23 protein-coding genes and 1 pseudogene are annotated in these 23952 nt (G+C 41.9%); 12 read left to right on the forward strand and 12 right to left on the reverse strand.

The window, feature by feature from the left end; genetic code table 11:
• Positions 1 to 171 precede the first annotated feature (171 nt).
• Positions 172 to 1146, reverse strand: a complete 975-nt coding sequence (locus JIG37_RS22150) for an arabinan endo-1,5-alpha-L-arabinosidase (RefSeq protein WP_228482636.1) — start codon at positions 1144 to 1146, stop codon at positions 172 to 174.
• A 133-nt stretch (positions 1147 to 1279) separates the two neighbouring features.
• Here JIG37_RS22150 and JIG37_RS22155 point away from each other — a divergent pair, with 133 nt between their 5' ends.
• The gene (locus JIG37_RS22155; protein WP_199530305.1) at positions 1280 to 2308 is read left to right on the forward strand and encodes a family 43 glycosylhydrolase; all 1029 of its coding nucleotides are present in this window, start codon (positions 1280 to 1282) and stop codon (positions 2306 to 2308) included.
• Positions 2309 to 2351: 43 nt separating this feature from the next.
• Here the strand turns inward: JIG37_RS22155 and JIG37_RS22160 are convergent, their stop codons facing one another.
• Complete coding sequence (locus JIG37_RS22160) at positions 2352 to 3980, reverse strand: sodium:solute symporter (RefSeq protein ID WP_199530306.1); 1629 nt, start codon at positions 3978 to 3980, stop codon at positions 2352 to 2354.
• A gap of 261 nt (positions 3981 to 4241) precedes the next feature.
• On the opposite strand from JIG37_RS22160, the gene JIG37_RS22165 reads away from it, so the two are divergent.
• From JIG37_RS22165 to JIG37_RS22180, 4 genes are all read left to right on the forward strand, one after another.
• Positions 4242 to 4964 (forward strand): FadR/GntR family transcriptional regulator, encoded by a 723-nt coding sequence (locus JIG37_RS22165; RefSeq protein WP_054552285.1) that lies wholly within the window; start codon positions 4242 to 4244, stop codon positions 4962 to 4964.
• Positions 4965 to 5009: 45 nt separating this feature from the next.
• Entirely contained in the window at positions 5010 to 5789 is a 780-nt protein-coding gene (locus tag JIG37_RS22170) for an SDR family oxidoreductase (RefSeq protein WP_138599112.1), read from the forward strand.
• Positions 5790 to 5917: 128 nt separating this feature from the next.
• Entirely contained in the window at positions 5918 to 6625 is a 708-nt protein-coding gene (locus tag JIG37_RS22175; protein ID WP_138619606.1) for a sulfite exporter TauE/SafE family protein, read from the forward strand.
• A gap of 27 nt (positions 6626 to 6652) precedes the next feature.
• The gene (locus JIG37_RS22180) at positions 6653 to 7537 is read left to right on the forward strand and encodes an SMP-30/gluconolactonase/LRE family protein (protein WP_244664429.1); all 885 of its coding nucleotides are present in this window, start codon (positions 6653 to 6655) and stop codon (positions 7535 to 7537) included.
• On the opposite strand, the gene JIG37_RS22185 is transcribed toward JIG37_RS22180, so the two are convergent.
• The 3 genes from JIG37_RS22185 to JIG37_RS22195 are packed head-to-tail and all read right to left on the reverse strand — an operon-like array spanning position 7532 to position 9826.
• Positions 7532 to 8419, reverse strand: coding sequence for a LysR family transcriptional regulator (locus JIG37_RS22185; RefSeq protein ID WP_054552289.1), 888 nt, complete (start codon positions 8417 to 8419; stop codon positions 7532 to 7534). The genes JIG37_RS22180 and JIG37_RS22185 overlap by 6 nt on opposite strands.
• A 54-nt stretch (positions 8420 to 8473) precedes the next feature.
• Positions 8474 to 9340 carry a pirin family protein gene (locus JIG37_RS22190; protein ID WP_138619608.1) on the reverse strand — a complete coding sequence of 289 codons (867 nt, stop codon included), beginning with the start codon at positions 9338 to 9340 and terminating at the stop codon, positions 8474 to 8476.
• Between the two features lie 60 nt (positions 9341 to 9400).
• On the reverse strand, positions 9401 to 9826 hold the full coding sequence (locus JIG37_RS22195) for a DoxX family protein (protein ID WP_054552291.1): 426 nt from the start codon (positions 9824 to 9826) through the stop codon (positions 9401 to 9403).
• Between the two features lie 128 nt (positions 9827 to 9954).
• Between JIG37_RS22195 and JIG37_RS22200 the strand changes: the two genes are divergently transcribed.
• Entirely contained in the window at positions 9955 to 10491 is a 537-nt protein-coding gene (locus tag JIG37_RS22200) for a hypothetical protein (RefSeq protein WP_199530307.1), read from the forward strand.
• A gap of 26 nt (positions 10492 to 10517) precedes the next feature.
• Here JIG37_RS22200 and JIG37_RS22205 read toward each other — a convergent pair whose 3' ends face one another.
• From JIG37_RS22205 to JIG37_RS22230, 6 genes and pseudogenes are all read right to left on the reverse strand, one after another.
• Positions 10518 to 11360 carry a DUF4198 domain-containing protein gene (locus JIG37_RS22205; RefSeq protein WP_138599108.1) on the reverse strand — a complete coding sequence of 281 codons (843 nt, stop codon included), beginning with the start codon at positions 11358 to 11360 and terminating at the stop codon, positions 10518 to 10520.
• A gap of 9 nt (positions 11361 to 11369) precedes the next feature.
• Positions 11370 to 11870: a DUF2271 domain-containing protein gene (locus JIG37_RS22210; protein WP_138599107.1), complete on the reverse strand. Its 501-nt coding sequence runs from the start codon at positions 11868 to 11870 to the stop codon at positions 11370 to 11372.
• Positions 11870 to 12502, reverse strand: coding sequence for a PepSY-associated TM helix domain-containing protein (locus JIG37_RS22215; protein WP_138599106.1), 633 nt, complete (start codon positions 12500 to 12502; stop codon positions 11870 to 11872). The genes JIG37_RS22210 and JIG37_RS22215 overlap by 1 nt, the downstream gene beginning before the upstream one ends.
• A gap of 196 nt (positions 12503 to 12698) precedes the next feature.
• Positions 12699 to 13088: pseudogene (locus JIG37_RS22220) on the reverse strand (YbaN family protein); the annotation flags it as partial.
• Positions 13089 to 13312: 224 nt separating this feature from the next.
• Positions 13313 to 14632 carry a porin gene (locus JIG37_RS22225; protein WP_054552296.1) on the reverse strand — a complete coding sequence of 440 codons (1320 nt, stop codon included), beginning with the start codon at positions 14630 to 14632 and terminating at the stop codon, positions 13313 to 13315.
• A 105-nt stretch (positions 14633 to 14737) separates the two neighbouring features.
• Positions 14738 to 15223: a MarR family transcriptional regulator gene (locus JIG37_RS22230; RefSeq protein WP_054552297.1), complete on the reverse strand. Its 486-nt coding sequence runs from the start codon at positions 15221 to 15223 to the stop codon at positions 14738 to 14740.
• Between the two features lie 329 nt (positions 15224 to 15552).
• On the opposite strand from JIG37_RS22230, the gene JIG37_RS22235 reads away from it, so the two are divergent.
• The 5 genes from JIG37_RS22235 to JIG37_RS22255 all read left to right on the forward strand — a co-directional run bounded on the left by JIG37_RS22235 (position 15553) and on the right by JIG37_RS22255 (position 21761).
• Positions 15553 to 16404, forward strand: coding sequence for a D-hexose-6-phosphate mutarotase (locus JIG37_RS22235; protein ID WP_138599104.1), 852 nt, complete (start codon positions 15553 to 15555; stop codon positions 16402 to 16404).
• A gap of 68 nt (positions 16405 to 16472) precedes the next feature.
• On the forward strand, positions 16473 to 17006 hold the full coding sequence (locus tag JIG37_RS22240) for a PH domain-containing protein (RefSeq protein ID WP_054562964.1): 534 nt from the start codon (positions 16473 to 16475) through the stop codon (positions 17004 to 17006).
• Positions 16969 to 18531, forward strand: a complete 1563-nt coding sequence (locus JIG37_RS22245; protein ID WP_244664430.1) for a PH domain-containing protein — start codon at positions 16969 to 16971, stop codon at positions 18529 to 18531. The genes JIG37_RS22240 and JIG37_RS22245 overlap by 38 nt, the downstream gene beginning before the upstream one ends.
• A 79-nt stretch (positions 18532 to 18610) precedes the next feature.
• Positions 18611 to 18853 carry a hypothetical protein gene (locus JIG37_RS22250; protein ID WP_054552301.1) on the forward strand — a complete coding sequence of 81 codons (243 nt, stop codon included), beginning with the start codon at positions 18611 to 18613 and terminating at the stop codon, positions 18851 to 18853.
• An 85-nt stretch (positions 18854 to 18938) separates the two neighbouring features.
• Positions 18939 to 21761 carry a hypothetical protein gene (locus JIG37_RS22255; protein WP_199530308.1) on the forward strand — a complete coding sequence of 941 codons (2823 nt, stop codon included), beginning with the start codon at positions 18939 to 18941 and terminating at the stop codon, positions 21759 to 21761.
• A 1-nt stretch (position 21762) separates the two neighbouring features.
• Here the strand turns inward: JIG37_RS22255 and JIG37_RS22260 are convergent, their stop codons facing one another.
• Positions 21763 to 22902 (reverse strand): hypothetical protein, encoded by a 1140-nt coding sequence (locus JIG37_RS22260; RefSeq protein WP_199530309.1) that lies wholly within the window; start codon positions 22900 to 22902, stop codon positions 21763 to 21765.
• A 271-nt stretch (positions 22903 to 23173) separates the two neighbouring features.
• Between JIG37_RS22260 and JIG37_RS22265 the strand changes: the two genes are divergently transcribed.
• Entirely contained in the window at positions 23174 to 23788 is a 615-nt protein-coding gene (locus JIG37_RS22265; RefSeq protein ID WP_054552304.1) for a PQ-loop domain-containing transporter, read from the forward strand.
• Positions 23789 to 23952: the final 164 nt, after the last annotated feature.

Raw genomic sequence — 23952 nt, forward strand, 5'->3', positions numbered from 1 at the left:
GAATTACTGACAACTCTTAGGTTGTTTATCTTACCCGATAGGCTACCAGACAGGCATTATCCAAGGGTGGTAAGAAGGAAACCTAATAAATATCCCTATAAAAGAAAATGCCAGTCAGCTCTTAACTGACTGGCATTATGCAATTTTGCAGGTTTTTTGTGTGTTGAATAATTACTTCTTAAGCTTAGTTTTGAGCTTATTTAGGTCGGCTGGGTTAACAACCGGCCAATTGTTTTTCCAACTCATAGGTAAAATACGTAGCTTTTGCACGCCGTTATCGGCTGTTTCGTAGGCGTGTAATACTAAATAGTCTTTGCCATCAAAGGTGTACGCAGCATTATGACCAAGGGCTGCCCAATCTTTATTACCTTCAATAACTAAACTGCCACCGCCATCAACCATAGAGCGACCTTGTTGATCTAAATATGGGCCTTCGATGTTTTTGCTGCGACCTACGCGTACGTTGTAAGTACTCTCTACGCCACGGCAGCATTTATCAAACGAAACAAATAGGTAGTAATAGTCGTTCTTTTTAAAGATATAAGGTGCTTCAATTGGGCCATGTTCCGTGTTTGGGCGACTCGCAATGTGATGCCATTTTTCAGGTTTTGCTAAGCGCACCATGTCATCATCAAGTTGTACTAGTTTAAGGCCGCCCCAGAACGAACCAAAGCTCATCCACGGTGTACCATTGTCATCTTCGATAATGGCAGGGTCGATAGCGTTCCAATCGTCACGCTCAGGCACAGATTCAACCACTATGCCGTAGTCAATCCACTTGTAATCAGGTGATGATGGGTCAAGGGTTTCATTAACCGTTACACCAATTGCCGAAGTGTTTTTGCCAAATGCAGAGACTGAGTAATAAAGGTAAAACTTACCATTTTTCTCATACACATCAGGTGCCCATAAGTGGCCATCAAAGCTTGGTGAAATACGCTTTGCCCAACTCGGCTCATCTTTAAAAACGCGGCCGGTAAGTTTCCAGTTGGTTAAATCTTTCGACTCATAATAGGTAATGCCCGGGCCTGTGCTAAATACATAGTACGTGTCGCCTTCTTTGGTCATTACCGGGTCGTGAACTTCAACTTGCTTTGCAGATACGGCTGCGGCAGAAAAAAGTAGCCCTGTTGAAAGCCACTTCATTGCGTGTGTCACCTTACTTACGGGTCTCATGCTTGAATACCTTTTGTTGTTTTAACTCTTGTGTTCATTCAGCTACTATATAATATGTAATACAATATTAACAATAAAATCGAGACGAAATACAGGACACATTATGCTCAAAAAATTATCTCGGCTAACGCTTCTTAGTGCGTTAAGCGCCTCGCCATTGTCAGCCTTTGCTGATGCTAATAGTAGCAAGACTTTAGCGCCAATTGATAACCCCATTGTACTCAAACGTGCTGATCCTTGGTTAGTTCGCGATGATAAAAGTGGCTGTTACACGTTTATAGGTAGTTCGCCGAAATTTGATGAAATTGAACTACGCCAAGCTTGTCGTTTAAACGATTTAAAATTAGCTGAGCCGAAGGTTATTTGGCAAAAGCGCGATAAAGGCCCAATGAGTGTCAACATTTGGGCCCCTGAGCTACATCAGATTGATGGCAGTTGGTATATCTATTTCGCCGCAGGTGATATCGAAAAACCGTTTAGTATTCGTATGTATGCACTTAAAAACGACAGTGATGATCCGATGCAAGGTGAGTGGCAAGAAATGGGGCAAGTAACTAGCCACCTTGATAGTTTTTCGCTTGATGCCACAAGTTTTACGCACAAGGGGAAGCGTTACATGATTTGGGCGCAGCAGAACCAGCCTGCAACTTATAACTCAGCTTTATGGTTAGCTGAAATGGACTCACCAACATCAATTAAAGAACCCATTATCGCGATTACTGAGCCAACCCTTGATTGGGAAGTGCAAGGCTACAAGGTGAACGAAGGTGCTGCAGTCATTACCCATGGCGATAAAATATTTGTCACTTATTCAGCCAGTGCCACCGATCATCGATATGCGATGGGCTTGCTATGGGCAGATGTGAATGCTGATTTACTTGATCCTGCTAGTTGGCATAAAAAGGCTGAGCCGGTGTTCACCACCAATGCTGAGCTAGGTCGTTTTGGCCCTGGGCATAACAGTTTTGTAAAAGCTGAAGATGGTGTAACCGATTTAATGATTTATCACAGTCGTGACTATAAAGAGTTGAAAGGCACACCGCTTACAGACCCAAATCGCCATGCGCGAGCACGCATTATTACGTGGGATAAAAACGGTTTTCCAGTGTTCTCACCAGAACTCGCTGATTAAAAAAGGGCGCCAATTGGCGCCCTACAACTTTGGGAACGAACGATTACCAGAAGCGGTAGTAAATAAAGGCAGTAATACCAATAATACCCGCAGTATGAATGTAGTCCCACTTATCTAAGCCGGCAGCTACTTCTTTCATAGTTGCTTTATCTAGGCTTGAGAAAGTAAGACCTTTCAATTGTTCTTCGTCTGCTTGTTTGGTGAAAATACTTACCACAATCATAATCGCAACGACCACGACAAATAGCAGAATACAGTAATATAACCAGTTCATTGTGGTGATCCACGCAAATGATGAACCTGTTAAATCATCTTTAAATGGCAGTAATACTAAGCGGATCATACCAAGCACAAAACCTGATACTAAGCCAACAAAACCCGCTGTTGGAGTGATGCGTTTACTACATAAACCTAGTAAAAATACCGCAGCAATACCCGGTGCAATAAGAGACTGAACACTTTGCAGATATTCATAAAGCACATCGGCAATTAAGCTCATGACGGGTATCCACAGAAGACCTAATACAACAATCACGATAGTGGCAATACGGCCTACTTTCAGAAGGTGCTTCTCAGATGATTCTGGTTTGAATTTCTTATAGAAATCAATGGTAAATAAGGTTGCTGATGAGTTAAATAATGATGCTAAAGAGCTCATAAGAGCCGCTACTAAACCACCGATTACAATCCCCTTAACACCTGCTGGCAATAGCTCAGCAACTAACGTTGGGAAGGCTTGGTCAGCACTTTCATAGCTAATAATACCTTTAGCATTTAATGCATAGGCAATCATACCCGGCACTAAGAAGATAAATACAGGAAGTAATTTTAAGTAACCGGCGAACATGGTACCGCGACGGGCTTCTTTAATGCCTTTTGCGGATAAAACACGTTGTACGATGTATTGGTCTGTACACCAATACCAAAAACCAATAATGAATGAACCAAAAATAATGCCTGGCCAAGGGAATTCAGCATCTGAAGCACTGCGAATAAGGTGCATATTAGCATCGTTGATACGCTCAACTTCTGCCCAGCCACCTACTTTATCTAGTCCAACAACTAATATGACCAAGGAGCCAATAATGAGCACAGGGGTCTGCAACACCGAGGTCCACATAATGGCTTTCATACCGCCAAGTACCGTATAAATACCGGTGATCACCACAAGCCCAATCGCTGAAATCCAGAAGAAGTCGATACCCCAAATGCTCTCGATACCCAAGATTGTTTTAAATGCGATACCGCCGGCATAAACCGTTACCGCAACCTTGGTTAATACATAACTAATCAATGAGATAACAGATAAGAAGGTACGTGATTTAGAGTTAAAACGGCGCTCTAAGAATTCAGGCATGGTGTAGACTTTACTACTCCAATAGAAAGGCACGAAAATCCAACCGAGTAGTAGAATGATCCACGATTGCATTTCCCAGTGAGCCAGTGCCATACCCGATTGTGCGCCTGAACCTGAAAGGCCCACTAAATGTTCCGAGCCAATGTTCGATGCGAAAATAGAGGCACCAATCACTAACCAACTTGCATTACGACCCGCTAAAAAGTAATCAGCGGTGTCTTCTTCTTTTTGTCGCATAGACATCACGACAACGCCTAGTAACAGGACAAAAAATCCTGCTAGCACTGCCCAGTCTAAGGTACTTAGTTCGACCATCGTGTGTTCCACCTAATTTTGAAAGAGAATTTTGCTTTTTTAGTTGTTGAATAAAAATATTATATTATAAATAAGGTAAGTGAAAGAGATTTGTTAAAATAAGGTGACAGTCTGTAGGTAAAATGGTGACTGTATTGTTTGAAATATAGACACTTGTATTAGGCTGTTTTTTGCTTGTTATTGATTTTAATCAATTATTTCCAGGATGACGGAATAGCTTTATAGATGTATCATATTACTCAGATCTTTTGAGGAACACACATGGCGCGTTTAGAAAATTTAAACCTATCACAACAAGTTACCAATGAGCTTGGTAAAGCAATAATTGTTGGTGATTATAACACTGAAACGGGGCTACCAACCGAAGCACAACTTTGTGAAGTGTATGGTATTAGCCGCACAGCTGTTCGTGAAGCAGTGAAAATGCTTGCTGCAAAAGGACTGATTTCTTCTCGTCCACGACAAGGTATTCGTGTTGAGTCGGCGGAGAACTGGAACTTATACGACACAAGCGTATTAAAATGGTTGTTAGAAAGCAGCCCATCACTTTACGTACTTAAAGAATTTCTACAAGTGCGCTTGGCGATTGAGCCACAAGCAGCAGCACTTGCAGCAAGAAAAGGCGACCAAGCAGCCATTGCAGAAATTAAAATGGCACTCGATAAAATGCAAGCGGCAGCAGAAGAGCCAGAAGGCGTAATGCATGAGCCAGATCTTGCCTTCCACACAGCAATTTTACATGCCAGTGGTAACCGTTTTTTCTATCAATTACGTGATTTCATTCGCACCGCATTACACGTGAGTATTCAACATACTACACCTGCTAAGGGCAATAAAAAGGCGATCGCTGAAGAGCACTTTAAAGTGTATAACGCGATTGCAAGCGGCGACCCTGAGCGTGCTAAAAACATGATGACGTACATGATTGATGAAGCAATGGCGTTTATTGAAAAAGAAATCGCCGACAAAGAAGCGGCTCAATAAGTATCGCTTCTTGACGTTGTAATTACTTTAAAACAAAAGGTTATCATGCCAAATTCAAACGAGCTAAAAACAGTTTACCCAAGCCTTGCTGGTAAGAGTGTGTTTATTACTGGTGGTGCATCGGGAATTGGTGAAGTAATGGTAACGCGGTTCTGCGAGCAGGGCGCGAAAGTCACCTTTGTTGATATTGCAACTGAGCAAAGCGATGCGTTATGCGCTAAATTAGCGGGTAAATATGAGTTTGACCCGCAGTTTATCCATTGCGATATTCGTGATGTAGAAGCCTTAAAAGCGGCCATTGAGCAAACGCGTCAGCAACAGGGTGACATTGGTGTGTTAATTAATAACGCAGCCGATGACACCCGCCATGCCGCTGAGAATATGGATGTGAAATATTGGGAAGATAAGTTTGCTGTTAACTTGCGCCCGTGTTTCTTTTCATCGCAAGCTGTAGTTGAACACATGCAGCGCTTGGGCGGCGGTAGCATTATCAATATGGGGTCGGTAAGTTGGCGTATTAAGCAAACAGGCATGCCAGCCTACACAACCGCAAAAGCGGGAATTGAAGGTTTAACCCGTTCATTAGCTGCTTCATACGGTAAAGACAATATTCGTGTGAATTCACTGGTTCCGGGTTGGGTGATGACAGAGCGCCAAATGACTCATTGGCTAACCCCAGAAATGATTGAAGATGTTCGTTTAAGTCAGTGTATTAACGAAACAATACAACCAGACCATATAGTGAATGCCGCGTTATTTTTAGCTGCTGATGACAGCCGCATGATGACAGCACAATCACTGATAGTGGATGCAGGTTGGACTTAATTAAATTGTTAGTTGCTTTAAGTTAAATTAAACCAAAGAAAAAATTTTACACGATCCAAATAGTACTATAATAATAAATAATTATTTTAAACATTTGAATCTAATAGTTAGGAAGGTGGTAAGAAAGTTTGACCGACTTTGTACTTGTTTATTTAATTCTGATTATTGGCGCTTGCCTGCAAAGTGTTATTGGCTTTGGTTTAGGCATGCTATGCGTGCCTGTGCTTTACTGGCTTATGCCAGAGCTGGTGCCTGGGCCAATGATTTTGAATGCGCTGTTTTTAACGTCGGTGTTAATGATTAAACACCGCGGTGCGATAGACATGAAACAGACGGGCATTTCCATTATTGGTGGTGCAGTGGGAGTTATTCTTGCTGCTGTGGTGATGTGGTATGTCAATGCGAAGCAGTATCAACTCTTGCTAGGAGTGAGTATTTTGATAGTGGTGGCGTTGTCTATCATAGGTATGAAACCGAAAATTTCCACTATTACAAGCTTACTTGCGTCAATGTCGTCAGGCTTTTTAGGTACCACAACGTCAGCCGGTGGCGCGCCAATGGGGCTACTCTATCAAGCTGAAGATAAAGACAAAATTAAAGCAAACCTAAGTGCCTTTTTTGTATTTATAAACTTATTTGGCATTATTGTATTGATGCTAACAGGCTCTGCCGATATGGCCGATGTAAAGCTGTTCTTTTTTTGCTTACCCGCCATTTTAATTGGCTGGGGCTTATCGTTTGTGATCAACAATAACCTCAATGAAAAGGCCATTCGCGGCATCATCTTGCTGGTTGCGGGTTTATCTGGTCTAGCACTTATTTTCATACACAGATAGAATGAGAATAGTTCAGCTTTTTGTGTAATGAAGCCAATGCTCGATGACACCATTAAAATAATCATTTCTAGCCAATGCCAATTGGGCGAAGGTGCCTATTTTGCTAAGGCACATAACTGTTTATTTTGGGTCGATATTTTAGGGCAGCGTTTGTTTCGTTTGCGGTGTCAATCGATGCGAGTTAGCCAGTTTACTATGCCAGAACCGATTTGCTGGGTGATGGAAACCGAGCAAGCTGAATTAATCGCAGGCTTTGCCAAAGGCATTTATAAGCTCAATAGTGAAGACTTTAGCCGCGAACTTCTTTACTCAATCGATCACGAACCCTCACAAAACCGCTTAAACGATGGTAAAACGTCTCGCCAAGGCTTTGGCTTTTTTGGCTCAATGGACTCTCAAGAGCAAACCAATAGTGGCAAGTTATACCGTTTTGGTCATGGTCAGGCTCCGACAGCAGTTGATCATGACTACACCATTAGCAATGGGCCTGCGGTAAGTAAAAATGGCCAGTTTCTATATTCTACAGACTCAGATAAACAAACAATCTACCGCTTCACTCTGAATGAGCATGGCGAGCTTGCAGATAAACAAGAGTTTATTCGCTTTACTGACAATATGGGTTTTCCTGATGGCATGACCGTTGATAGCGAAGATCATCTGTGGGTTGCTGCATGGAATGGTTATGGCGTGTATCGTTTTGCTCCAAACGGTGAGCAAGTACAGTTTATTCGCTTACCCGCACCGCGTGTTACGAGTGTCGCATTTGTAGGTGAAGAGCTCACGCATCTGGCGGTGACAACAGCGGCAGTAGGGCTCGAAGACTCAGTACTCGCTGATTACCCGCACAGTGGTGGCGTGTTTATTCTTGAGCCGGGCGTTAAAGGTATTGCTGAAACGCCCTTGAAGCTATAGGTTTTCCATTACTTGATAACGCAACTCGCCAATAAACGAGCGTGCTGCCGGGCCAAGCTTGTCACCGTCTTTAAAGAGTAAATGTAACTTAGCGCTGCGACTGCTGTTATGGGTTAAATTAAGTGCTTTCATTTGCCCTGTCGCAAGTTGTTTTTCTATCGCGACTTTTGGTAACCACGCAAAGCCCAATCCATTACTGATCATATCAATCGAAGTGCGCATATGAGTGACGGTCCAGCGCTGATCGGCACCTAACCAGCCACCATCTTGTTTGTGCTTATTCGCTGAATCGCGAACAACAATTTGGCGGTGTGATTTTAAATCTTCGAGGGTAATTTCACGCTCTATCGCATGCAAGGGATGATCTGGGTGGGCGACGGCAATAAACTCGATATCACATAACTCTTCGTGAAAGCTTGCCGCAATTGGAAAGCCGGTAATAGCAATGTCAACCTGATCGTTTTCGAGCAGTTCATTGCCCCCCATTAGTACAGACTCATGCAGCTCAATACGCAGTTGCGGGTATTGCGATGACGTGTCGTTAAGTACCTTATAAAGCAATTGTTGTGGGAAAATAGCATCAACGGCAATGCGTAACTTACTTTCGATACCTTCACCCAAAGTCTGCCCAATGGCCTCAACTTTAGCGGCTTCATCAAGTAAGTAATTAGCACGGCGCAGCATCATCTCGCCGGCTTCAGTGAGCACGGTTTTACGGCCTTGAATGCTGAATAATTTTACATCGAGCGCAGATTCAATTTTGCCAACTGCGTTATGAATACTCGATTGGCTTTTATGAATACCTTGTGAGGCTTGGTTAAAGCCTCCAAATTCAACAACAGCACGAAACATGCGCCACTGTTCTAGCGTAATTCTTAGCATGATGTTCCTTTGCTTACTTAACTACCTAATAGTACCTGTAAATGCTGATAAAGTTTACTTTTTAGGTGAGGGCAACTCAATATACTCAAGCTCATCACCGGGGATTTTAGCAAAGCGCTGTGCTTGCCAATCTTGTTTTGCTTGCTCGATGCGCTCTTTGCTGTAAGCAACAAAATTCCAGTGTAAATACGGGACTTTATTGAATTTACTGCCACCGAGTAAAATAAAGCGGCTGTGCATTAGAGTCGTTATTTCGTGTTCGCTGTCATCAAGTAGCACAAAGTCACCTTGGGTATAGCGAGTATCACCCACACTAATTTCACCGTAAATAACATACACGGCGGTTTCATGATGAGGGTGCGGTTTAGTAATATGACTACCTTGCTCGGCGACTGTATCGACATAAAACATCGGTGAGTAGTTTTTCACTGGGGAGCTTAAGCCATAGGCATCACCGACAATGAGTCGCATCAGCACGCCTTTTTCGATTTTCTCAGGCAATTGCTGTTTTTTGATATGTTCAAAACGCGGTGCTATTTCGGTCATACTCTCAGGTAAAGCAACCCAGCATTGCAGACCATTAATGTCGTGCTCGCTCGCCCGCACTTCAAGGCTTTCTCTTTCTGAGTGCACTATACCGCGACCTGCGGTCATCCAGTTAACATCGCCGGGCTCTATTTGCAGGCTATTACCTAGCGAATCGCGATGGTAAATACTGCCAGTAAATAAATAAGTGAGCGTTGATAGGCCAATATGAGGGTGAGGCCTCACATTTATGCCTTCACCGCGAGGAAAGTGGTTTGGCCCCATGTGGTCAAAAAAGATAAATGGGCCAACCATTTTTTTGTCAAAATGCGGCAAGATGCGTTTTACATCGAGCCCACCAATATCGTGGCTGGTTGCTGTTAATAACGTTGCCATTTTCGCGCTCCCTTAAAAACAAATTCAGCCAACAACTTAGGTCATTGGCTGGTAGAAATATTACGCCTGACTACGTTTTAACACTAGTTGATCTAGGCTGATTTTGCCTGCACCAACACTGGCTAATGCTAAAAAGCCGCCTGCCATCGCAATGTTTTTGTAGAACATTAAAAATTGCATTTGATCATCAAGTTGAAAGTGGAATAGCAAAGCGCTGACTAAGCTGAAACCAGCAAAAGCGATAGCGGTTAGTTGTGTTAAAAACCCTAGTAAAATAAATAACCCGCCAACAATTTCAAAAGCAATCACAAACGGCAGTAAGAACTCTGGTAAACCTACTGATGCCATGTACTGTGCAGTTGCATCAAAGAATTCTATTTTGCTAAAGCCAGTTAGTAAAAAGATGGCAGATAAACCAATACGCGCCAATAAAGTGCTAATATTTTGTAAGTGTGGTTGAGCTGAGATTAAAGTAAAAAGTTTCATAGTAGGTATCCTGTTTAGTTGAGCAGTGTGTCTGCGATGGAGTAACTATAGGTTCACTTTAAAAGAATTAAAAATTGTAAAAATAGCGTTTATCATTCTTTAAAAGAGAATTTAAAAGGAGGTAAAATATGAAGTTGTTGTTATTAATAGGGTTTTGTTTTTCGGTGGCTAAAAGTAGTTTGGTGTTTGCTGAACAAAATTTACCAAATAGTCGTCATTATGAGTTGCTAGCTTCAGATATTGCGGTGCAGCAAAGCTGGCAAGTTAAAGGCGCAATCAAAGGTTATGAGTTGCTGGAATATCAAATTAACCTTAATAAAGGCACTACTTTAAAGGTTGATTTTGCTCCATCAAATTCAAGCAGCTACTTTAATATTTTACCAAAAGGCAACCCAACAGCTTTGTTTGTTGGCCCGGCAAAAGGTGATCATGCCGAGATTAAAATTCCTGATAATGGCGATTATGTGATTCGAGTGTTTTTGATGCGCAATGCTGCGCGCCGTGATGAGCAAAGTGAATTTACAGCAGATATTAGCGTCGTAAAAAGTACATTAAAAGGCATGCACCCAAGCTGGGATGTCGATGGTGATGGGGTAAATGATTGCGAGAAAGACGGTAGCTGCGATCACACGGTTGACTACAGTCTTCCTCGAAAGTTGAATTAGGCCTTTATTGAGGCCTAATCAGCTTATTATTCAGGCGCTACTTCAAGTGTTGTGAATAATGAGTAGCGTACGTTATCGATATCGGCCTCTGTTGGTTTTTGATCAACTGATGCTTCAATTAGATACATATCGGCGTGAGCGAATGTCACCGTAAAGAAGCCTTTTTTATCGGTTGTTACTTTCACTTCGTCACGCTCGTTGCGGTAGCGTGCACTACCACGAACAATCGCAAGCTCAACGTCGGCAGCTGGTTTGCCATCCATTAATAATTGGAACTTAGCTTCTTCACCAGCAAATAGATCGTTCGGGTGAGTAGGTCCTGAAATTTCTAAGCCTTGACCAAGCAATGTTGGCTTAGAAGTACCATTACGGCTTACAAAAGTATCAACAGTTGCGATTGATTTTACAGTGCGCACGTCGGTTGCGCCTGCTGGTAGGTCTGCTTCTTTTTTACCTGCGAACACACGGCCACGGTTGCCATCTTTGTCTTTATAGAAAGTCATTAGCATTGGCTTTTGCTGCATAGCAATGTGGTAAGTACCGTCTTGCGTTAAGCTCACTGCCGCTGAGTTTTTGCGTTTTAAATAGTATGCGCGAATCGTTTCTTCGACCGGCTTACCATTTGGTGCAAGGGCAACTAATAAGTTGTCGTCATACTCTGCGCCTTTTTGTTTTGGGCGGTATGCTTTATCTGGGCTAAATAACTCATTAGAAATACTGGCATCGATCATCACGTAGTGAGTTTTCTCACCAGATAAAGAAGTGTGAGATGGCATTAACCAACGGGCATGTGCTTGTGCGTAGCCAGATGCAAGTGCTGTGAAGGTCACAGCGCCGATCAGCGCTGTTTTTAATAATTTTAATTTCATTGTTTGTCCTTAATTACTGGTAATGGTAACAAAGCTAGTCGCGAACTCTTTTTCGCCTTTAATTGTGACTTTGCCGTCTTTTGTTAAGTCGATTTCAACGCGGGTGTAATCTCGGCCACCTTCTTCACGTACAACTTCAACATTAAGTAGGTAGCTGCCAGGTTTAACTGGATTACCTTTTAAATCTTTACCTTGCCATTCAATCGTATAAGTACCTGGGCGTTTTGTTGCACCTGTCACACCATCAAAGTTGTCGTTGCTACGACCGGCTTTTCGCCACCACTGACGTAAGTCTTTAAACCATTCAGCTTTTTCGACCCAAAGTGCAATCGTGGTAACGTGTTTACGTTCAGGTGTTTCTAGCCATAACGCCACGTAAGGGCGATGATATGGAGAAACATCTAGCTCAGGTAAGGTAAATTCAACGGTGAGATTGGGATCTTTTGCAAAGCTCAGAGGGCTGAATAAACAGCTAATTAGTAGAGCAACGAGTAAGTGGGCTTGTTTCATTAAGATACTCCTTTAAGTTGAGGCACCCAAACTAGATAAATAACCAAAGGCGTGGCAACACCAAGAAGCGTTAACCATAGACCTGCGGCACGTTTTTTACGGTTTTGAAAGAGGATAAATAATCCGGTAATAGCAAACAGAATCATCAAAACAGCTGAAATATCAATCACCCAGCTCCATGCTTCACCTGTATGACGGCCCTTGTGTAAGTCGCCGATCAGACTCATAAAGCCACCGGTTTGATAATCAATATTAAGTTCACCGGTTTGAAAATCGATTTCGGCGTAGGCAAAGCCAGCCGGAAGCGGGTAGTCGAGCATTACCAAGGCATCTTCTTTTTCCCACTCAATACTTTTTACATTGCTGAGTGAAAACTGCTGTTGCATGTATTGCTCTATTTCAGGGTAAAGGCTTGGCAATGTGTCGAGGTTTGTTTGCGCTTTTTCAAATAACTCTGCAGAAACAAGTAGTTGGTTCTGACCATTATGTTTATCATTTTCGAGCCAACTAACGTGGTTAAGGATGATGCCGCTGACACAAAATAAAATAAGTAAAAAGAATAAGGCCGTTGAAAGGTATATATGTAAGGCACGGCTAACGCTATAAAAGTTGCGTTTGTTAAATGAGAACATAATGCGGTTTATTCGTTAAAGATACAAATATGATAATGATTTGTATTACTGATAACAAGCGAGTTTACGTTCTTTACATTTCTTTGTGCTAGAAATAAATAGCGAGATAAGCCATAACTGCTAGCTGCGAGCTGAGAAAACAGGCAAGCAACATCAAGCGCATCTGTGTGGTTATATTAACTTGAATTAGGGTTGGTTTATTGGGCGCAGATGGGCGGTTAATTAAATAGGCTAATACGCTTAATTCAATCACTGCCACAAGATACATCACCCAAATGGGTGCGGCACTTTGTAGTAAAAAAGCATATCCGATAGCCATACCAAAACCTGCTAATAACTTAGCACGGGTAGGAACAACCTTATGCTCTTGCCAAAACCTTAACGGTTGGCCGTATCTAGGGTGGTTTAGCAGCCAGGCCGAGAGTTTGGGTGATGAGCGGGTAAAGCACGCCAATGCTAGTATAAAAAAGATAGTCGTAGGCATCACAGGTAATGCAATACCTATGATACCTAAACCCACCATCAATAACCCGAGTAATTGATAGCAGCCATTTTTATAGGCGTTAAACGCCGCTCTCACATTCATCAATAAAGTTGGGCCAGATAAAACTTAAATCGTTGTAGTGCTTGCTCGATACCTATGATCAAGGTGGTTTGTATTTATTGGTTTTAGCAACATAGTCTACACCATGTTGTTTATTTAACTTTAGCTCAGCTTAATATTATTAGCTAACACTATAGGTAAACTTACTTTAAACAAATGAAAAGCCCAGTTTAAACTGGGCTTGTAGGTCTTATTTTTGGCTATTTCTAGAAATAATAACCAATATTGATATTGAAGCGAGTTTCGGTGTCGTCGCTGTCGCCAGCAATTGAACCGCCAACAAATGGTTGGTTTTTCGCTTGTACAAAATCAAAATAAGTGAATAAGCCACCTGCGGCAACAGATACCCCTGTTACATTCATCCATGTATCTTCGCTGTTATCTGACTTGTCATAAATAATGCCGTAGTCATTATAAAACTGCAGGTTTGTTACCGGACCCCACTCTACAGGTAGGCTGTAAGCGATATTGGCATTAGTCATGGTTGCTTCTGCGGCAATGCTATCGTAAAACGCATAAGCACCCACAGCCATACGGTCGACGTTGTCGATATCGTAGTTATACTCACCATGCTGAAGCTGGAAATTCCATGGGCCAATAGTACTGTTTAAGTGCAGTGCCCAAGCGTAGTAATCGCCGGCTTTGTCTTCGCCGTCATGCAAACCACCTGATAACGCAGAAACACCTAGCTCGGTGGTGCCGCCGTCATGCTCAAAATGATAGCCATAACGGCCAGAGAAGGTATTGTACTCACCAATCGGATTGGTTGGTTCGGCATAAACACCTTCATCAGCAGAGCGGAAACCGACAACATCATATGAGTAGCGGTCGCTTCTATCGTCTACATAGCCGTCAACACCACCTAGCTCATCATTTTTGAAAAAGCCGAGATCAATTTGCCAGTTATCAGCAATTTTGCGCTTGAATAGAACACCTAAATCATGATCATCTTCAAGACCTATATAATAAGTAGTGCCAAAGAAATAGTTGTGCGAGTTGTAAGGCCAGTTACCAAAAGGCACTTTGGTAATACCTGCCTGCACCTGCCAGTCTTCAGCAAAGTCATAGGCTGCATAGGCATATTTAACTGCAGTCATGTAATCGAAAAAACGGATCTCAGCGTTAAGCTGTACATCACCTACATCGCCTGCAAAATTTAGTCTGAAGATGTCAAAGTCGAAGTCGCCACCGCGGTTTTTATTACCATCGTCATAGGATGTATGGCTGAAGTTGGTACGTACTGCACCCCCAACCTTAATGCCAGATTCTTTTTTAGGAGCTTCAACAGCCGCTGTTTGCTGCTCAAGTTGCTTTTGTTGCTTTGCTACTTGTGCATCAATTTGCGCTTGTTTCTCGGCTTGTTGCTGTGATTTTTCTTCTGCAGCATCAAGTTTGCTTTGCAGTTGCTGCATTTGCTGTTTCAGTAACTGCAGCTGTTTTTGAAGGTCATCAATTTCAGATGCCTGACTAAGACTTGAAGTTGTGCCCAAGGCTATTGCGAGGGCTAACTTTGATAGTTTAAGCATGAATTTTCGCTAGTGTTGGAATGGGTACTACCAAGCATAGTTGATATTCATGCTGAACCCAAGACTAGCCACAGAAAATTAATATTAATCAATCAGTTTTAATTTTTACTGTGGTTCTAATGTCTTGGTGATTGCGCCAACTTCAAGTAGTGGTGAAGCATCAAGTTGATCTGCATCCATCATTGCGGCAATACGTTGCATTGATGAAAGTAATAAGCTTTGTTCCCACTCTTCGAGTGCTGAGAACTTTTCGATGAAGTGCTCTTGCAGAGGTTGAGGTGCTTGTTCTAATAGCTGTTTACCTGCTTCTGTGAGATGCAAACTAACTCGGCGTTTATCTAATTGGCTACGTACACGGGTGATCAGGTTACGGTTTTCTATACGGTCTAAGATATTGGTAACCGTAGCCGGGCTTAAATTTACATTTTGTGCAATGCGACTAGCGGTTATGCCATCGGTTTGTGCAACCTCGTTCATAATCAGTAATTGTGGGCCTGTTAAGCCTGAGGTTTTATTGAGCTGTTTTGAATGAAGGTCGATGGCTCTGATCACTTTGCGCAGCGACACTAGTAGCTCGTCATACTTTTGCATGTTTCTGTCTCTTAAATAAGGCGGCGTGGAACAACCGCAATCGCAAAATATTACACATCTAATAAATTGAGTTCAAATAAATAATAACTATGTGTCTTATAATTTGCGGCCATAAAGGTTGTTATCGTGTTTATTTATTAATTAGAGTAGAAATTAAAACATAAAAGTTGAAATTTAGATGGAGTAATTGTTGTTAACACTTAAAATGCAACTACGAGGTGACACCATCACTTTGTAGTAAAACAATTTATACAAATAACTAAATATTATTTACTAAAAGCCACTGCATTGGGTAAGGTGGATTTTTCTTTCATTAAATGGGACGAATTATGAAGTTATCGCCATCAGTTACGATTGAGCAAAGTGAAACCGGGCTTGAATTTATTAAAGTTGCTAGTGAGTTTTGTAGCGCTACTATTTTTCTGCAAGGTGCGCAGATCACTGAGTTCACGCCAACCGATAAAAAGCCACTATTATGGGTCTCAGAATTAGAAGATTACCAAGAAGGCAAAGGTGTGCGAGGCGGTATTCCGATTTGTTGGCCATGGTTCGGAGTAAGCCAACATGAAGGCTGGCCAGCTCATGGTGTTGCTCGCACAAGTTTATGGCGCGCAGAAGAAGTGAAAGAACAAGACGATTCTATTTATATCAGCTTGTCATTACCGATGACGCAAGTTGATGAAAAGTATTGGCCTTATAAAACTAAGTTATTGGCCGAGTTTATTTTAACCTCTAGCTTAGAGCTACGTTTAACAACCACAAACTTAGATAACCAAACTGTACAGTTCACTCAAGCACTGCACACGTATTTCCCAACACCAGCAATTGAAGAAACAAAAGTAGATGGCCTGCAAGGCGCGAAATACATCGAATTTGCTGAAGGTCCATTTGAGCAAAATGAGTTAGTGTCGTTCGCGCGTGAAACAGACATGGTTTACACCGAAGCAAAAGACACTCAGCGTATCATTACACCTGATGGCATTATTGAAGTAGGCCGCGAAAATTCAACATCCTGTGTACTATGGAACCCATGGATTGATAAATCAAAACGCCTTTCTAATTTTGCTGATGACGAATATCACGTCATGCTGTGTTTAGAAGCGGCTAATGTCCTTGATGATAGTGTTGAACTTGCACCTGGAGCAAGCCATACACTTGCAACAAAACTACGCTGGGTATAATTTATAACATATAATAACTCAGTGTTAGCACGTAAGGCCGGCACCGCTGGCCTTTACAAGGAATTACCGTGTTTAGTAATCAACAAATAGAAACCCTTCCAAAGCATCAAACGATTCAATTCCAACCACTTGCAGATAATGCGATATGGCATGTACAACTAAATTGGTTGTTGTTTTATGTGCCTTTAATGGCCGTGATCATTGCAGTACGGCACTTTAATCCAGCCGTTAGCGAAGCCATTGCTACACCTTGGTTGCTGGTTTTGCCATTGCTGGTAATACTGTCAATGGTTTACAACCTTTATAGCGTTCGCGCTAAAGGGGTAGCAGTAAGAGAGCATGATATTGCCTTTAAGCGGGGTTTAATTTGGCAACAAATCACCTTATTGCCTATTTCACGCGTGCAACACACCGAAATTCATCGCGGACCAATTGAGCGAAAGTTAGGACTCGCAACACTCAGGCTTTACAGTGCCGGTGGCATGAGTGCTGATTTACATATCAGTGGGTTAACGGACGAACAATGCAATGATGTTCGCCAGTTCGTGCAAAGTTATGGTGATAATGCAGCAACTCAAGAAAATGAGCTTGCCGATGAGTGATCAACAATGGCAACGCGTGTCACCATGGGCGCTACTGTATTTTATTGTTCACTTTGCACTGCGCTTCATAAAAGATGGGCTACTTAATTTACTGCCAATTTTGGTGTTATTTGTTACGCAAGTTGAGCAAAAGCTATTTTGGGGGCAAATAGCTGTTGCCGTAGCCTCTTTAGTTTTAGTGCTGTATGCCTTTGCTTATTATCGTAATTTTAAATACCGCATAACGGATGGTCACGAAATACTGCTCAATAAAGGGGTATTTAAAAAAGAGCGGCTAACCCTAAAATTTGCTCGAGTACAGAACGTAAACATTGCCGAACCTTTTTATTTTCAGCCGGTTAATTTGGTTAATTGTATTTTCGATGCTGCCGGTAGTAGTGCTCAAGAAGCTGTGATCCCGGGAGTTAAGCTTAGCTATGCCGAGCAAGTTCGTGAACAAGTTATGGAATTTAAGGCTCAGTTACAACAGCAAGAACAGCCGTCTATTGAGCAGAGCGAAGCAACAGATAAACCGAAAACCTTAACGATCAGCAATGCTGAAATTGCTAAGTTTGGTTTGATGTCGAACATGGCAATATTGGCATTGGCTGCACTTGCTCCATTTATGAATGTGATTTTTGAGTACCTCGAAAAAACCATCATAAACCGCCTAGAGGCCATACTGAATGAGCAAGCTGCGTTCGTTGGTAGTGCCGCTGCAATCGCTGTGTTAATCATGGTTGTTGCCATTGTTTTATGTGCTATTTTACTTTCTGTTGTCATGGCCTTGGTGCGCTTTTTTAACTTTCAGCTGTATTTTCAGGACGATAAGTTTAAGCGTGTGGCAGGTTTATTTGAGCGCCAGCAACTCTCGATCAGCGTGTCGAAAATTCAAAGTGTGCAAATCAAGCAAAATATTATTGCTCGGCTGCTTAATCGCTATACCTTAATTTGCCCACAAGTGAGTAGTGGTGGTATGGCTGCTGGGGTTGCGGCACATAAAAATAAACAAACGTTAGTGATGCCAGTAATCACCAAAGAGCAAGTGCAAGCTGTGTGTGGCTGGTTATTTCCATGGTTTGTTGATTTAACAGAGCTTAACTTTGTTAAGCCTGAGCGCGCTTTACTTTATAAGAATACGTTTTTATATGTGCTCCTACCTACTATATTTTCTGCTTTAATTTTCAATGCCTTATTTGATGCTGCTACGATGCTGTGGAGCATTGTCGTGGGCTTAGTTTTGATGATCGGTGTGTTTTTGAATTATCAAAAAACGGGTGTGGCTATGTATCAACATGACGGCCGCTTTTTTGCCGTATTTAAAACCGGCATGCTGGGTGTGCAGTATCGTGTTTTTGAACTCTATAAAGCACAAAGTGTCACCACAATAAGCACTTATTTAATGCGCCGATCACAGCTTAAAAGCTTGTATATACAACTTGCTTCTGGTTCAGTATCAATGCCTTATTTAAAAGCAGAGCTGGCTGAGCAGTTTGCTGATTTCGCCCTATATGAAATAGAAGGCGTCGAGCGGAACTGGTTTTAAATGAAAATAATTCTCAATATCATTGACCTATTTGGGTTTTTGAGTATACTTTCTCAAAAGCTACAGATGGAGGTTCGCAATGATTTATTTACTACCTATTTTAGCTATTTCAGGTGTTGTCGGATTGCTTTGCTATGCTCGCAATAAGAAGGAGTGTAAAGGTCTTTGCGTAAGTTGTGCAGTGACTTGTATTGCTTTGCTTGTGACTGGCGCGATGGCTCTTGCGGGTCTTGGTGCATTGAGAAGCAGTATTATGTTTGCAGCGACAATATTTATTGTTTATCAATTACTAGGCTTGGTTCGTCCACTTAAAATCGAGTAATTTCTTACACTTTTTAACTTCAGCCTTTTTAAAAAGCATCGCATACTAATCCTTAAATTAAGTAACTTGCTAATCAAGGATTGTGATGAAAAAAGCCCTGTTAACTACGGCACTACTTGCTGCTAGCCACGCTTCAAGCCAAGAAACTTGGCAAACCATTCATACCGAACACTTTAACGTGCATTTTAGTACTGAGAATCAGCAATGGGCCCGTTCAGCAGCAACAGAGCTTGAAATTGTTCGTGATAAGGTTTTAAAACAGCAAAACCGTGCCCTTGATGAAGTGGTCGATGTACTGGTTTTCGACCCGTTTAACGCCTCCAATGGCTTTGCTTTGCCTGTAACTAATAAGCCTTTAATGGCCTTGTTTACTACGCCCCCGCAATCCGACACGGTGATTTCTAACACTGATGGCTGGCAGCAGTTATTGATTTTGCATGAATATATTCATTTAGTGCATCTTGCTCAGCCTACTCGAAGCGACGTACGTCAGGTTATTCGTAATAGTTGGGATATTTACGATTTAGTTGATGGCGAAATGCCGCGCTGGGCTGCCGAAGGCTATGCAACGCTGCTTGAGTCGAAAATGACAGGCCGAGGCCGTTTATACGATAACCTTTCAGAAGCAATACTGGTTGAATTTGCCCAGCAAGGTGCGCTGCCACAACATAACCAATTGAGTAGTACCGAAGGAGGCTATTTAGCTGGCTCAATGGCGTATTTAATGGGTTCTCGCTTTCTTGCATGGCTCGAAGAGAACTATTCAGCGCAAACTCTTGATGCAGTTTGGACACGCATGCAAGCGGTTAAAGCACGTGATTTTGATGAGGCCTTTAGCGGGGTATTTGGCGACTCACCTGAGCGCCTATATCGTCGTTTTATTGCCGAATATACTTATAAAGCAATGGCTAAAGAGGTAAGTGAGCAAACACTTACAAGCAAGCTTTGGTTAGAGCTTGATTTATACGCCTCGAACCCTGTTTTAAGTTTAGATAACAGTAAACTTGCGATTGTTGAGCGCAACAAAGATGACGAAACCCGTTTAGTCATTTATAGCACTGATGACAATCAACAGGCTGCCGATGATTTTGCAAAGCAGCAACAAGCGTTACTTGATGATGATCCTGTCGATATCGCAGATAAAGCCCCCAATGTCTTTAAGCGTAAGCAAAAACATGTGCTTCAACAAATTAATAGGCAGGGTATAAAAAACCCGCAGTGGTTAGACGAAAATACTTTGTTTTTCACTGCCACAACAACAGTTGCTAAAGGCTCCATTCAAGGTATTTCTGATTTATACCGCTATGATATCGACACTGGTAAAGTGAGCGCTTTGACGCATCATGCAGGGCTGCGCCGCTTTAGTATTAGTGATAACGGGCAAACTGTTTATGCTGAGCAAACTCAGCATGGTTTCTCTGAGCTAGTGCGCCTTGACCTCAATACGGGTGTTTCTACCCCTTTATTTGAGAAAAGCCTAGAAACGGTTTATGACTATCCATTACTAAGCCCTAATAAAGCTCAACTTGCTTATTTAAAAGCGACATTGAATGCCAATTGGAAGTTGTATATACAAGACTTAAGCTCTCAAAAATCACTTACTGTGCCAATGCCTGAGGGCTATCAGTATGTGTCACAACCTAATTGGCAAGCAGATGGCAAAGGGCTATATTTTGTTGCCGGTAAAAAGAAAGCTCTCGATTTATATCATTATGATCTACAAAGCAATTCACTACGCCAATTAACGCAAGGCCAAGAAGCTGTTGCACACCCAATGGCAATGAATAATGGTGAACTTTTGTATTTATCGATCACTGCTGAAGGGCCGAATATCAAGCATTTTGCTGAGCAACCACAAGGATTAGAGGTTGTTGAATTTGCTAAAAGTGCGGCGCCACCACGAGGGCAAGTAACGAGCGAAGTATTACCTGAGGCGAAAATCTACCCGCAAAGCCCAACTGAGCCAGCCGATTATGATATTTGGCAGCAAAAACCAACCTTTTCGTTGGCATCTCAGTACTATTCGGCTTCATCTTCACTGCTTACCCTTGGAGTAAAAAGCAATGACTTTTTAAAGCAGCTCGATTTACAGGCAGGCTATAGTGCTGATTTACATGACAAAGCATTAGAAGGGGTGTTCGCGGCCGTTAAGTACTCAGCGTTTGATCTAAAATTTAAAGCACTGCTATTTGATTACGACCTTGAATCAGAAAAACAGTACCATTCACAAATGCCGGTAAACCTAAGTAACACAGGGGCGCATTTAGCCATGAGCTACCCGTTGCAGTTTCAGCAGCTTAGTATTACACCGAGTTTGAGCTATAACTACAGTGATTTTAGTAACGGGGATGATCAATGGTTAACCCTTGGACTTGAACAAAAATGGCAATATGATAGACAGCAATATGGTTTTTCTCAGTCCGTAAGTGCCCAGTGGCTATCCGGTGATGCTGACTCGAATAATTGGCAGGGCTTTAACTTTGCTACCGTATTGAGCGGTTATGCCTATGATATTCCAGTTTATGTTAATTTTGCTCAGCAATATCGCGATGACAGTAGCCTTGCGCTTGGTGGTTATGAGTCAAACTTAATTAATAATGACACGCAAAGTGGCTTTGTTGTTGCCCCTGAGCTGCCGTTTATTAGTCAATTAGGTAACCGCTATAAAGGCTATGGCGGGGGTATTAGTTACAAAGATTCATTACCTTGGCTTTATTACCGACAGCATCAGGTCGATAACCGAGTTTATGCACAAAGTTACGGTCTCAAGTGGCAAGGAGACTTTAGCTTTGGCATGGGGCCTGCAGGTTTAAATGATGTAAACCTTGATTTTGGCGTCGCCCGAGTAGAAGGCGACGACTTTGAAAATGATTTACGCGCTTGGCTAAGCTTTTATTACTCGTTATAAACTAGTGTTGACCTTTTAAGGCGAAAAGCTTGGCGTGATAAAGTGCTAGTTTTTCGTCTTTATTTTCTATCTCAATGGCTTTTTCTAGCCATTCTTCGCTGCTTTGTTCATTACCTTGCTGATAACTTACAATCGCTAACTCTATATATGGTTCAGATAAATACGGAGCTAATGCGATAGCCTCCTCGAGTTGTTGTTTTGCTTTGTAAAATTGGCCATTGTTACGAGCGTTAATCGCTGTAGCGAGTAACTCGAACGGGTCTTGTCTAAGCATAGCAAGTTGTGAATTGAGCTGCTCTGCCAAAACCTGATCATTCAGTTGCTCGGCCAGCACTGCGTAATTATGTAGTAAATTCGTATCTTTAAAGCCATGCTGCATCGCTGTTTGATAAATATGTTTTGCTCCAGCTAAATCACCCGATTGACGATGTAATACGGCAGCTAAATTGTAAAGCGCAGCAGAATTTGGTGTATATTCATTGGCTTTTAAAATATAGCTGTAGCTCAAATCAAATTGGTTAGCAATAAGTGCGTCGCTTGCTAAGTTGCTGTAATAACGGCTAATTAAATCTTTTAGTTCAGCGCGGCCGGAATAAAAACTACCACGAGCAGGAAAGTAGTCAATGACAGTACCTGGCGGTACCAAATAATTATCTTCTTCACTTAAAGGGGCATAGACTTTGGTGCGAAAATGGCCTGACACATACACTATATTATTTTGCTTACTATAAACAGGCTCACTTGAGACCGCTTGGAAACCAGTTTTGAGCCCGACTAGTTGCGCGTATGCGTGAGTTAAAATTGCTAAACTGATGCAATTGCCTTGCTCATTTTGTAATGCCTGTTGGGCATTTAAGGTGGCGCTAAAATAATTAAAATTACTGAGCTTATTTTCTAAGTATTGATAAAGAACTTGATCATCTCTTAAATAGTCACCTTGGTGTCTTGTGAAATAGTTAAGGAAGCGTTTTTGTTCCTCGGCTGGTAAGGTAAAAAGTTCAGGGTCTTTTAGTTCAACTTGTTGAAAATGTTCATTGTTTAGTAAGCTGGCAACGCTAGGAGGGGGGGCTGACTGTTGGCTTGTACTCTCGCATCCAGCCAAAAAGGAAAATAAAACAATTACATATAAAATTGGCTTCATAGCTTTTCTCTCCTGAATACTATCCGTTCAATGTACCCATATTGCAGTGACTATTCAAGTCAGTCGTTAGTGTCATCAGCTGTAAACAGCTTGTACGGATATCTTGCCAATAGTCAGTTGTATATTTTTTATTCTTTATTGCATTCTAATACTCTCTCATTACAATGCCGCGCTCTTTTAAATCGCTTTAAAAACAGTTGTTTACTGCACTTTCATGGGCGATTTATAAATTGCTAACTTATTAACTAAATTGTAACGAGAGAGGTCTGTTTTGGCGCACTTTTTGCCGATTATTTCATGCTTTATTTTAGCGTTTAGCTTTTATCCGCTTTTAAATAAGATCCGTAAAAATCGCAGTGTGTCGGGCGTTTCGCTGTTAATGATGAGCTTTGGTGTTGCGCAAAGTGTGTATTTCATCACCTTTAATCTGTTTTTTCAGCGTTTTTACATGGTTTTGCCGTTTGTTGTTACCGGCATGCTAAGTGGTGTGATTCTTTACTACTTTGTTCGTTACAATGCTGAACGAAAGCAACGCATGCAGCTAGCTGGGTTATTAGCCATCTCGGTCGTGCCTTTTGGTTTGTTGCTTAACCCTCATTATGAAACAGCAACGGTGCTTAACTGGCTAACTTATGTAGGTTTAGTCATGAGCTCTATTCGTGTTATGCCGCAGACTTATAAAACCATTAAAAGTGGTGATATTAGTAATTTAAGTGCGCGCTACTTTAGCCTACAGTTTGTTGCTGGAAGCTGTGGCCTCGCTGCCGAACTTGCTATGGCGACACCAAGTGTGTCTCACATACTAACCTTTGTGATGATATTACTGACTAATGCAGCGCAATTAGGATGTATTCAGTATTATAAATCACGCCCTGCAATGGCTTAAACTAAAAAAAAAGCTGCCAAGTGGCATAATGCCAGTCAGTTAAGAGCTGACTGGCATTTTCTTTTATAGGGATATTTATTAGGTTTCCTTCTTACCACCCTTGGATAATGCCTGTCTGGTAGCCTATCGGGTAAGATAAACAACCTAAGAGTTGTCAGTAATTC

The sequence above is a fragment of the Pseudoalteromonas sp. bablab_jr010 genome (assembly GCF_016464105.1).
GTDB classification, from domain to species: Bacteria; Pseudomonadota; Gammaproteobacteria; order Enterobacterales; family Alteromonadaceae; genus Pseudoalteromonas; species Pseudoalteromonas simplex.

Bases quoted from the DNA above. Each gene is read 5' to 3' on its own strand.
- JIG37_RS22150 (WP_228482636.1), bottom strand. From the start codon at position 1,146: ATGAAGTGGCTTTCAACAGGGCTACTTTTTTCTGCCGCAGCCGTATCT.
- JIG37_RS22155 (WP_199530305.1), top strand. From the start codon at position 1,280: ATGCTCAAAAAATTATCTCGGCTAACGCTTCTTAGTGCGTTAAGCGCC.
- JIG37_RS22160 (WP_199530306.1), bottom strand. From the start codon at position 3,980: ATGGTCGAACTAAGTACCTTAGACTGGGCAGTGCTAGCAGGATTTTTT.
- JIG37_RS22165 (WP_054552285.1), top strand. From the start codon at position 4,242: ATGGCGCGTTTAGAAAATTTAAACCTATCACAACAAGTTACCAATGAG.
- JIG37_RS22170 (WP_138599112.1), top strand. From the start codon at position 5,010: ATGCCAAATTCAAACGAGCTAAAAACAGTTTACCCAAGCCTTGCTGGT.
- JIG37_RS22180 (WP_244664429.1), top strand. From the start codon at position 6,653: ATGAAGCCAATGCTCGATGACACCATTAAAATAATCATTTCTAGCCAA.
- JIG37_RS22185 (WP_054552289.1), bottom strand. From the start codon at position 8,419: ATGCTAAGAATTACGCTAGAACAGTGGCGCATGTTTCGTGCTGTTGTT.
- JIG37_RS22190 (WP_138619608.1), bottom strand. From the start codon at position 9,340: ATGGCAACGTTATTAACAGCAACCAGCCACGATATTGGTGGGCTCGAT.
- JIG37_RS22195 (WP_054552291.1), bottom strand. From the start codon at position 9,826: ATGAAACTTTTTACTTTAATCTCAGCTCAACCACACTTACAAAATATT.
- JIG37_RS22200 (WP_199530307.1), top strand. From the start codon at position 9,955: ATGAAGTTGTTGTTATTAATAGGGTTTTGTTTTTCGGTGGCTAAAAGT.
- JIG37_RS22205 (WP_138599108.1), bottom strand. From the start codon at position 11,360: ATGAAATTAAAATTATTAAAAACAGCGCTGATCGGCGCTGTGACCTTC.
- JIG37_RS22210 (WP_138599107.1), bottom strand. From the start codon at position 11,870: ATGAAACAAGCCCACTTACTCGTTGCTCTACTAATTAGCTGTTTATTC.
- JIG37_RS22215 (WP_138599106.1), bottom strand. From the start codon at position 12,502: ATGTTCTCATTTAACAAACGCAACTTTTATAGCGTTAGCCGTGCCTTA.
- JIG37_RS22225 (WP_054552296.1), bottom strand. From the start codon at position 14,632: ATGCTTAAACTATCAAAGTTAGCCCTCGCAATAGCCTTGGGCACAACT.
- JIG37_RS22230 (WP_054552297.1), bottom strand. From the start codon at position 15,223: ATGCAAAAGTATGACGAGCTACTAGTGTCGCTGCGCAAAGTGATCAGA.
- JIG37_RS22235 (WP_138599104.1), top strand. From the start codon at position 15,553: ATGAAGTTATCGCCATCAGTTACGATTGAGCAAAGTGAAACCGGGCTT.
- JIG37_RS22245 (WP_244664430.1), top strand. From the start codon at position 16,969: ATGCAGCAACTCAAGAAAATGAGCTTGCCGATGAGTGATCAACAATGG.
- JIG37_RS22250 (WP_054552301.1), top strand. From the start codon at position 18,611: ATGATTTATTTACTACCTATTTTAGCTATTTCAGGTGTTGTCGGATTG.
- JIG37_RS22255 (WP_199530308.1), top strand. From the start codon at position 18,939: ATGAAAAAAGCCCTGTTAACTACGGCACTACTTGCTGCTAGCCACGCT.
- JIG37_RS22260 (WP_199530309.1), bottom strand. From the start codon at position 22,902: ATGAAGCCAATTTTATATGTAATTGTTTTATTTTCCTTTTTGGCTGGA.